The organism is Microcystis sp. LE18-22.4A, assembly GCF_027531105.1.
Taxonomy (GTDB): domain Bacteria; phylum Cyanobacteriota; class Cyanobacteriia; order Cyanobacteriales; family Microcystaceae; genus Microcystis; species Microcystis aeruginosa.
Genome location: NZ_JAPZRB010000160.1, coordinates 1 through 9,567, shown reverse-complemented (window position 1 = coordinate 9,567; position 9,567 = coordinate 1). Strand labels below are relative to the sequence as shown.

General features: G+C 43.0%; 9 protein-coding genes. 6 read left to right on the top strand and 3 right to left on the bottom strand.

Annotated features, from left to right (window positions below; genetic code table 11):
• Positions 1 to 208 precede the first annotated feature (208 nt).
• On the bottom strand, positions 209 to 844 hold the full coding sequence (gene purN / locus O9295_RS07355) for a phosphoribosylglycinamide formyltransferase (RefSeq protein ID WP_288032529.1): 636 nt from the start codon (positions 842 to 844) through the stop codon (positions 209 to 211).
• Between the two features lie 165 nt (positions 845 to 1,009).
• On the bottom strand, positions 1,010 to 2,503 hold the full coding sequence (pap, locus tag O9295_RS07350; protein ID WP_288032528.1) for a polyphosphate:AMP phosphotransferase: 1,494 nt from the start codon (positions 2,501 to 2,503) through the stop codon (positions 1,010 to 1,012).
• Between the two features lie 69 nt (positions 2,504 to 2,572).
• Between pap and galE the strand changes: the two genes are divergently transcribed.
• Complete coding sequence (gene galE / locus O9295_RS07345; protein WP_288032526.1) at positions 2,573 to 3,571, top strand: UDP-glucose 4-epimerase GalE; 999 nt, start codon at positions 2,573 to 2,575, stop codon at positions 3,569 to 3,571.
• Positions 3,572 to 3,844: 273 nt separating this feature from the next.
• Positions 3,845 to 4,270: a hypothetical protein gene (locus O9295_RS07340; RefSeq protein WP_288032525.1), complete on the top strand. Its 426-nt coding sequence runs from the start codon at positions 3,845 to 3,847 to the stop codon at positions 4,268 to 4,270.
• Positions 4,271 to 4,375: 105 nt separating this feature from the next.
• Here the strand turns inward: O9295_RS07340 and O9295_RS07335 are convergent, their stop codons facing one another.
• On the bottom strand, positions 4,376 to 5,347 hold the full coding sequence (locus O9295_RS07335) for an FkbM family methyltransferase (protein WP_288032524.1): 972 nt from the start codon (positions 5,345 to 5,347) through the stop codon (positions 4,376 to 4,378).
• A gap of 162 nt (positions 5,348 to 5,509) precedes the next feature.
• Between O9295_RS07335 and O9295_RS07330 the strand changes: the two genes are divergently transcribed.
• From O9295_RS07330 to O9295_RS07315, 4 genes are all read left to right on the top strand, one after another.
• Positions 5,510 to 6,970, top strand: coding sequence for an MBOAT family O-acyltransferase (locus O9295_RS07330; RefSeq protein ID WP_125731231.1), 1,461 nt, complete (start codon positions 5,510 to 5,512; stop codon positions 6,968 to 6,970).
• Positions 6,970 to 7,929, top strand: a complete 960-nt coding sequence (locus O9295_RS07325) for a hypothetical protein (protein WP_288032523.1) — start codon at positions 6,970 to 6,972, stop codon at positions 7,927 to 7,929. The genes O9295_RS07330 and O9295_RS07325 overlap by 1 nt, the downstream gene beginning before the upstream one ends.
• Positions 7,926 to 9,188 carry an NAD(P)/FAD-dependent oxidoreductase gene (locus O9295_RS07320; RefSeq protein ID WP_288032522.1) on the top strand — a complete coding sequence of 421 codons (1,263 nt, stop codon included), beginning with the start codon at positions 7,926 to 7,928 and terminating at the stop codon, positions 9,186 to 9,188. Before O9295_RS07325 ends, O9295_RS07320 begins: the two co-directional genes overlap by 4 nt.
• A 76-nt stretch (positions 9,189 to 9,264) precedes the next feature.
• On the top strand, positions 9,265 to 9,465 hold the full coding sequence (locus tag O9295_RS07315) for a hypothetical protein (RefSeq protein WP_288032521.1): 201 nt from the start codon (positions 9,265 to 9,267) through the stop codon (positions 9,463 to 9,465).
• Positions 9,466 to 9,567: the final 102 nt, after the last annotated feature.

Here is a 9,567-nt window from a genome sequence, read left to right as displayed (position 1 = left end):
AGTGATCAGGGGTAAATTCAGGGACTTTTTCCCTGAAAATTAGGTAATTGACCCCCTCAAAATCGGTAAAACCCCACACCCCACACCCCACACCCTACACCCTGCCCCTAGGAAAAACTTTTTCAGCAGACCCTACTTATTTAACGATTTGCGTTGAATTTTCGTTTTTTTGCCAGTATTCTCGCCAAGAAAGTCCAGAAATCTATCTCTATAGGCCCAATTTCGCCGCTAAAGCGATCGCTACCGGGAAAATGCGATGTTCTTGCACTTGAATGCGTTCGTGGAGACTAGCCGCGGTATCATCGGGGAGAATGGGAACCACTGCTTGCATTAAAATTGGGCCACTATCTACCTCCGCGCGAGCGATATGCACAGTACATCCGGTCACTTTTACCCCCGCAGCTAAAGCTTGTTCCACGGCCCGCACACCCTTAAAACTGGGTAGTAAACTAGGATGGATATTGATCACGCGATCGGGAAAAGCATCTAGTAAAACCGGGGTGACAATTCGCATCCAGCCCGCCATAATTACCCATTTTACGCCGTATTCCTGGAAAGTTTCTACTATTGCCCGATCGAGTTCTTCTCTGGGTTTAAATTGACGATGATCGAGGAAAACCGCGGGGATATTGTAGTCATCGGCTCTTTCTTTTACCTTGGCATCGGGATTATTGTAGATGAGGACAGGAATTCGGGCATTGAGTTGTTTTTTGGCGATCGCTGCCGCCAAAACAGCAAAATTGGAACCACTACCAGAAGCCATCACTCCTAAAGAGAGGGTTTCCTCTAGGGGAATATCAGCCAAACTGAGATCGGGAGAAATTAAACTGGGGGAAAAACTCATGGTGACAGGTGAAAAGGGATGTTAGGGGTTGGGTGTTGGGTGTTAGGTTTTGGGTGTTGGGGTTTTGGGGTGTTGGGGTGTTGGGGTTTTAGGGTTTTAGTTGAATTCTCCCATTCCCCCATCCCCTATCTCCCCATTCCCCTATCCCCTATACCCCTATCTCCCCTATCCCCGTTGTTTCAAACCGGTTTCAATAGCGGCAATTACTGTTTCTATGACTTTAACGCGGGCGAAATACTTATCATTTGCCGCTACAATCGTCCAGGGGGCGACGGGGGTGCTAGTACGGGCTACCATGTGATTAACTGCCACATGGTAGAGGGGCTGTTTTTCCCGATTGCGCCAATCTTCATCGGTGAGTTTATGTTGACGATAGGGGTTATTTTGGCGCTCGTTGAAGCGATTTAACTGTTCTTCGGGGCTAATATGTAACCAGAATTTGACTAAAACACAGCCTGAATGGGTTAATTGGGCCTCAAATTCGTTAATTTCTTGATATGCCCGTCGCCAATCCATATCTTTAGCGAATCCTTCCACTCTCTCCACCAAAATCCGTCCATACCAACTGCGATCGAATATACCGATAGTTTTGGCTGCGGGCAATTTCCGCCAGAAGCGCCAGAGGTAATGATAGCGGTGTTCTTCCTCCGTCGGGGCAGCAAAGGCAATCACTTGATAACTGCGAGGATCGAGGGTATCGGTTAAGCGTTTGATCGCCCCTCCCTTACCGGCGGCATCCCACCCTTCAAAGAGGACTAAAACGGGGATATTTGCCTGAAAAATCTCTAATTGCAGTTTTCTTAATTCTACCTGTGCCTGACGCAAACGGATTTTATAGTCTTCTTTTTCCAATTTGGCACTTAAGTCCACTCTCCCCAGATAATCGGGTTCCGTGGGCAGTAATTGGGCTTGGGGTGGTAGATTGACAGGGGGTTCGATCGGTAATTGGCGCTGATCCAAGGCTTGAGCGATCGTACCGACTAATTGGGAGAGAACTTTTACCCGGGCCCAACGTTGACAGTTGCCCTCCACCAATGTCCAAGGGGCGGCCCCCGTGCTAGTGTAGGTAATCATTTCCTCGGCTAAACTGGCATACTCATCATAACGTTTGGCCTGTTGCCAATCTTCCGGACGCACGCGCCAAGATTCTAGTTCATTTTCGGCGTATTCTTTGATGCGTGACTTTAATTCCTTTTGACTGAGGTGAATCCAGAATTTAGCGATTGCGACCCGATCATCAGATAATTGTCGCTCAAAGGTGTTGATATCGCGCATGACTAGGGGAATCTGGGAGGAGGGCAATTTATTTAAGAGTCGATCCTCTAGTAGATGGGTGTACCAACTGTGATAAAAAATGCCGATACTACCTTTTGCTGGCAGTTTTTGCCAAAATCGCCACAAAAACGGGTAACTTTCCTCTTGGGGGGAAGGGGTTAAAATTGGATGGACGGTAAAACCGCGAGGATCCATATAGTTAACCATTTTTTTGACTAAAGTTCCCTTCCCTGCCGCCGCCCAACCTTCCAAAACCACCACCACGGGTAATTTACATTCCCAACAGGACTTCTGTAGCGATCGCAGTTGTTGCATTAAATCTTTAATTTGTGATTGATAAGTTTCTTTGTCAAGGGAAAGAGATAGATCGAGGGGACTTAACATGATGGTCAAATAAAAGGAAAATTAGGGTATAAAGTTATAGACAAGTCAATTTCAAATAGGTATGATCGCGTGTCTCAAGTTAAACCTACCATTCTCGTTACTGGCGGTGCGGGTTATATTGGTTCCCATGCAGTTCTAGCGCTCAAAAATGCCGGTTATCCCGTCATCGTACTCGATAATTTATCCTACGGTCACGCCGAAATCATTAAGGATATATTAAAAGTTGAGTTAATTGTCGGTGATACTAGGGATCGATCGCTGCTGGATAATTTATTTGCCAGTCGTGATATTGCCGCCGTCATGCACTTTGCCGCTTTTATTGCCGTGGGGGAATCGGTGCAGCAACCGGCTATTTACTATCAAAATAATGTTAGTGGTAGTCTGACTCTTTTGCAAGCGATGATCGCCGCCGATGTGAAGAAATTTGTTTTTTCTTCTACCTGTGCTATTTATGGAATGCCGAAAGAAATTCCGATGACGGAAAATCATCCCCATCATCCCCTCAGTCCCTACGCTGCCAGTAAGGAAATGGTGGAACAAATTCTTCGGGATTTTGATCCGGCCTACGGTTTAAAATCGGTGGCTTTCCGTTATTTTAATGCTTCAGGAGCCGACCCCAGTGGTTTATTAGGGGAAGATCACCAACCGGAAACCCATTTAATTCCCCTGGCTTTATTAACTGCCCTGAAAAAACGGGATTCCCTGTCAATTTTCGGCACGGATTATGATACTCCCGATGGCACTGCTGTTCGCGATTATATCCATGTCAATGATTTGGCACAGGCTCACGTTTTAGGCTTAGAATATCTCTTAAATGGGGGCGAAAGTAATGTGTTTAATTTGGGCAATGGTAACGGTTTTTCCGTGCGTGAAGTGATTGAAACAGCGCGAGCGGTAACTGGTTTAGATATTCCCGTAAGCGAAAGTCCCAGAAGGGCCGGCGATGCCCCCATTTTAATCGGCAGTAGTGATAAAGCTAAACAGGTTCTCGGTTGGCATCCCCAATATGCCGATCTCAAGGTAATAGTTGAACACGCCTGGAATTGGCATCAAAAAAGACACGCTTAACAGCGATCGAGTGCTAAACTTTAATCTTATAAGATTGAACAGTTCTAAGTAAGTGGTTTCAATTAAATTGAAGATAGATTTTGTCTTTGATCCCCCCTGCCCCCCTTGATAAGGGGGGTGCCGATAGAACGTAGGTTGGGTTGAAGCATGAAACCCAACGCCCGATTATGTTACGCTACCCCTAACCCATCCTACAAATAATTGTGCCTCCCTACTTAGAGGCTGATAGTTTACCGCTATAAGCTTCTCTAGAATCCTCTCGAATACAATGGTATGAATAACAAAATAATCTTAACATTTATAGGCTTGACTTTTTTAGCAAGTTGTGCTGATAGTAAACAGTTTCAATGTCAAAAAATCTATCGGATTGCCAACGAAGTGGCCCAAGAAACCAAATCCTTAACCAACGCTCAAGGGAGAGAAATTGACCAAAAAAGTTGGCTATTAGCCGCCGATAAAATCGAACAGGCCGCAGAAAATATGAAAAAATTAGCAGTGAAGGATACCGAACTAGATAAATATAAGACCGCTTTCGCTCAAGTTTACGAAGATTATGCCACTGCCACTCGTGAAATAATTCAAGTTATCGAAACTCGCAATAAAAACGGGGCAAAATTAGCACAGGAAAAGGTAAGAAAAGCGGGACAATTAGAAAAAGAAACTGGCGAAGCTTTTAATACCTATTGTCAAGCACAGTAAAGCAGTTATCAGTTATCAGTTAGAAGGTATTGGGGTTTTGGGGTATTAGTTAAAATTTCCCCATTTCCCTATTTCCCTATCTCCCCATCACCTCACTTCTGTACTTTAGGGTTTAATTGCGTACAAAGTGCCGACATTTTTACTGCGAGGCATCCTGGAAAAGATGATAAAACCGAATTCTTGCAGATGCTTAACTAAAGCATCGGGACCCTTTTTATGCCATTCCATCATGATAATTTTCATCTGTCCCAATTGACCAGTTGCCGCTAAAGAATCGAGGATTTCGTATTCGGAACCTTCACAATCAATCTTGGCAACTATATCGATGTCGGGATAATCAGAGGTAATACCTTTAAACACATCGGTGAAAGGTTTAAGAATTAAATCGGCTCTAGCTGTTTGTTTCGAGGCAAAAGGTTTTAATTGGTTGTCAATACCAGAAATACCAACACTACCTTTCACGGTGTAATCGTATTCGACTTGAATAATTTCATCCCGAGCGCCGACTCCATAATCAAAAGCTTTAATCTTCTCCGCTAGATTAGGATTGAGGGCAAAATTTCTTAAAGCTTGGTCGTAGGTAGCCTTAAAAGGTTCGTAACTATAGACAGCTTTCACATTAGCTCGATTGGCAAAAAAGAGACTAGCAAAACCCGTATTCATACCAATATCGATCGCTACACAGGGCTTGTCATAGAGGAAATTATATACACCTAAAAGGAAAATTTCATGGGCAATATCTAAATCCTGTCCCGTCTCAATAATTAACTTAACTCCATCGATATCGATAATTAATTCCTGTTGCCCATCGATATAAAATTTACAATCGGCCAGAGCTTTTAGTGCGTTAGCTTTGTTAAAAACTTTGCTACCCAAGAGGAAATCCTGCTTATTTTTGCTTAAACTGATCCCTAAGGGTTTGTAAAAAAGTTGACCAGATTTAGCATCATATTCCACATAATTAGGATTAATATTATGCTCTGCCAATTGACTAGACCAATATTGATCGGCAATATGGGGATAAGTCTTAAATTGTCGATAGCGTTTATGTGCATCTAACAGTTTTTGATAAAGCATTGCTTGTCTAGCCTCGATTTTTTAGGATGGATGAAGGTAATTTTATGGACAAGTCTGACAAAGTTTGATAAGCTTGTCAAGAAAATCCCTCGTCTCTGAGCATCAGAAGTCGGGAAACCCATCTCAAACAAGGTAACACAGACCATCAGGAGTTAACAAGGCTTGAATTACTCTGATTTTATATTTTGGTGGATATTAATCCTTTTTAGCATTCCTTTCCTAACGGCGCGCTACCTGGGGAAGTCCTTCAATCTCTGGCGAGGTGTTTTTGATGGGGTGGGATTAGCGGCGCTGTCCCTAATCCTGTTTTATTACGCCAGTCGCACCAGTTTCCTCGTTTTCATCGTCTCCCTAGCCTTTAACTACATTATGGTCTGGCTAGTGCTGAAAATGAGCGGCTGGAAAGCGAATCTCCTAGCCACTATCGTTATCGTCATCGATATTCTCGTCCTCGCCTACTTCAAGTATTTCGGCTTTTTTGTGCAGGAAATCATCGGATTGTTCGTTTCTCTCCCCCCTAACTGGAAGGAACTTTCCCCAATTCCCGTGCCTAGCCAAATCCCGCCGGGGGTATCCTTCTATACCTTCCAGATGGTGGCTTTCGTGGTGGACTCCCTACGGGAAAAGAAAAAGAAACCCCTAGCCGTCCTCGATTATGTCAATTTTATCTCCTTTTTCCCCCAGATTGTCGCAGGTCCGATCGAGCGTCGCCGGGATTTATTACCACAAATGGAGGGATTTCGCCTCAAATTTACAGGAGAAAACTTCGAGAAGGGTTTGCGTTGGCTTTCCCTCGGTTTATTTATGAAATTTGTCCTCGCCGATAACATTGCGCCCTACATCGAATTAGATAAGATGATCGACAATGCTTGGTATATCTGGTTTGAGGCCTTTTTATTCACCCTGAGAATCTATTTTGACTTCGGCGGTTATAGCTTTATTGCTGTTGGTTTAGCCTATTTTGTCGGGGTTAGATTAGAATTAAACTTTTTAGCCCCCTACACATCCCAAAGTATTAACGAATTTTGGCGACGTTGGCATATTACCCTTAGCACTTGGTTTCGGGATTATGTATTTTTACCCCTGATGGGTTCCAATAAAAATTGGGCGCCTTTTTATCTATTCATTACCTTTACTCTTTCAGGTTTTTGGCACGGGGCGGCCTGGAATTTCATCTTTTGGGGTGCTTACCACGGGGCATTATTATTATTACTGCGTTATCTGGGCCGACCTTTCTATGCTTTCGTCGGAAAATACGTTTCTCAGCCGCAAATTGTCTCCTGGGCTTTAACGCAATTGGCGGTCATTTTTGGTTGTCTCTTTTTCATGGAGATTAACACCAGAAGATTAATCGGCAAAATGCTGGTTATTGCCAATCCTTTCAATTATTCCTTAGCTAATATCGGGGAAATTTTTAGTTCCTATAGTCTTAATCAAGGAGCAGTTTTAAGCGTCGCTTTAGTTCTTGGTATCATTGTTTTAATCCTTGAACATCTGGCTATTGCCCAGAAAAAATTTGAATATGAACTCTTGTTATCCCCTTGGCTGTCTAAAATATTGCTAGGTTTAACTATTCTCCTAGCTTCCACTAATACCGGTGACTTTATTTACTTTGAATTCTGATGAATACTAAATCCTTTAACCCTTTCCCCTGGTTAGCCTCTCTGGGAGTCGCTTGGTCCCTCGGCTTTGTTTATAATGTCATCTACGGCGGCGAATTAAGCTGGTTGCGGATGATGTACGAGGAAAAATCAGCGATCGCTGCTAAGATCGAAGGACCGCGGCGTTTAATCGTCACGGCGGGATCGGGGGCGCATTATAGCATAAATTCGGAATTAATGGCCAAAGAATTGGGAATGCCCGTGGTTAACTTCGGTTTACAGGGGGATATCGGGTTAAATGTCATTGCCGCTATGATTCTCGAAAAAGCACGCCAAGGGGACGTAATTCTGCTGATTCCTGAATATCTCATGCTCATGGATGAGGACGGTTTTAATCGCGGCGAAGGACTTTGGGGATCGGCTCCTTTTAGCGTCGCTATTGGCAAACCAGGGTTAGGTGGAATACCTTTAAAAACCATGATCGAGGACACTTGGTTATTAGGTATTCCGGGGATGCGTGCAGTCACTAAATCGACGGTTGATTTATTCACTAAAGGCAGAATGACGGGTTATCTTTCCGATCCGATTACTAATACAGGTGATCCGACTATAGTTAAGGAAAGAACAGGGAAATGGTGGCAAATGACCTTTGATACTCCTGCCTCTGCTCACTCAATTAAATTGATTGAAAAACTCAAGAAAGATTTAGAAGCAAAAGGGGCGACTTTAGTGGTTTCGTTGCCCTGGGTTTATGCTAAAAATGAGGGTAAAACCGTTGCTAATATTCGCAAATCTGCCGAAGAATTAAGTCGGGTTGTGCCAACAATTTATGATCCGAAAGACTTGAATATTAAGACCGATTCTACCATTTTTGCTGATACCCATTATCATCTTTTGCCCCCGGCAAGAATTATTCGTTCAGAACAATTAGTTTCGGAACTCAAACCCATCTTAAACACAACTGAGAATAAAAATCCATGAATAAACCAATAACTAAGATTTGCATTCTCGGCGGTGGTTTTGGAGGGTTATATACGGCGCTCGATCTGAGTCGATTAACAGCAGTAAAATCAGGTCAATGGCAAATAACTTTAGTCGAACCAAAAGACCATTTTCTCTTTACTCCCCTTCTCTATGAACTAATTACAGGAGAATTGCAACGCTGGGAAATTGCCCCCTCCTACCGTCAATTATTAACAGGAACTCAGGTTAATTTAAAACCTCAAAAAGCTAGTAATATTGACTTAAATAATCATCAAGTATATTTAGAAAATGAGGAAGTTATAGATTACGATTACCTCGTTTTAGCGGTGGGAGTGCGGAATCGTTGGCCGGCTATACCGGGGTTAGCCGATTATGGGCTAACTTTTCGGAGTTTAGAGGATGTGGAAAAATTACAAACGGCAATTCATGACTTAGAAACTCAAGGAAAATCCTCAATTAATTTAGCCATTATTGGCGGCGGTCCTAATGGGGTAGAATTAGCCTGTAAGCTGGCTGATCGTTTAGGAAAAAAAGGCAAAGTTCATCTAGTGGAAAAGAACGAGGAAATACTGCAAAACTTCCCTAAATCGGTGCGTATTGCTTCCTATCGTTCCCTTTTAGCCAAGAATGTTAGTCTCTATTTAAACACGGGATTAAAGGACGTTGCAGCTAATTCCATAACCGTATTTAAAAATAATACAAATGAGGTTATCCCCATTGATTTATTATTGTGGACAGCAGGAACCCAAGCACAAGATTGGATCAATGATTTAGATTGTCAGAAAACAGCACAAGGCAAATTATTAACCCGTTCCAGTTTACAATTAATCGACTATCCCGAAGTTTTTGCCCTTGGGGATCTAGCCGAAATTTATCCTAATAAACAGGTAATTCCCGCCACGGCACAGGCAGCCTATCAAGCAGCCAGTGTAGTAGCCAAAAATATCTCGGCAGTGATTAGAAAAAAATCGCCCCAACCCTATTATTATCTCCATTTAGGTGATATGTTAACCCTGGGTAAACAATCAGCCCTTGTCTCCAGTTTTGGCCTTAATATTAGTGGTAGATTGGCTGATATAATGCGTCGCTTTGTCTATATTCTGCGTTTACCCAGCCAACGCCATCAGTTAAAAGTGTTTCAACATTGGGCAAAAAAAATTCTTCTCCGACTCCGTTATTCACAGGTGTTATCTAATACTAAATCCGTTGAGTATAGGCTACATATCAGGAGAGGCAAAAGGCAAAAGGGAGAATAAATAATCAGTTCCAACCAGGTTGTTAGCCCTTACACAATTGGCTACAATAGCCCTACACAAGCTACGAGAGAAAAGTATGCCTGAATTAAAAATTAGCATTAGTGAGGCTGCTCACAAAACGCTGTTAGCACTCGTTGACTCCTCTGGGGATACGCTCCCAACAGTATTAGACAAAGCCATCGAAAATTATCGCAGATATGTTTTTCTAGTTCAAGCGAATGAAGCCTTCGCCGCCTTAATGGGACTTAAACAAATTTCAAGCCCAAACAAAGCCTAAACTGGCTTTGTAAGCGGCAAACACATCCCGATTCTCGGTCAGCCACTCAAAGAAACGGAAAGACATCGCTGTCCGAAAAGCTGCCAAGGCTTCCACAAAAGT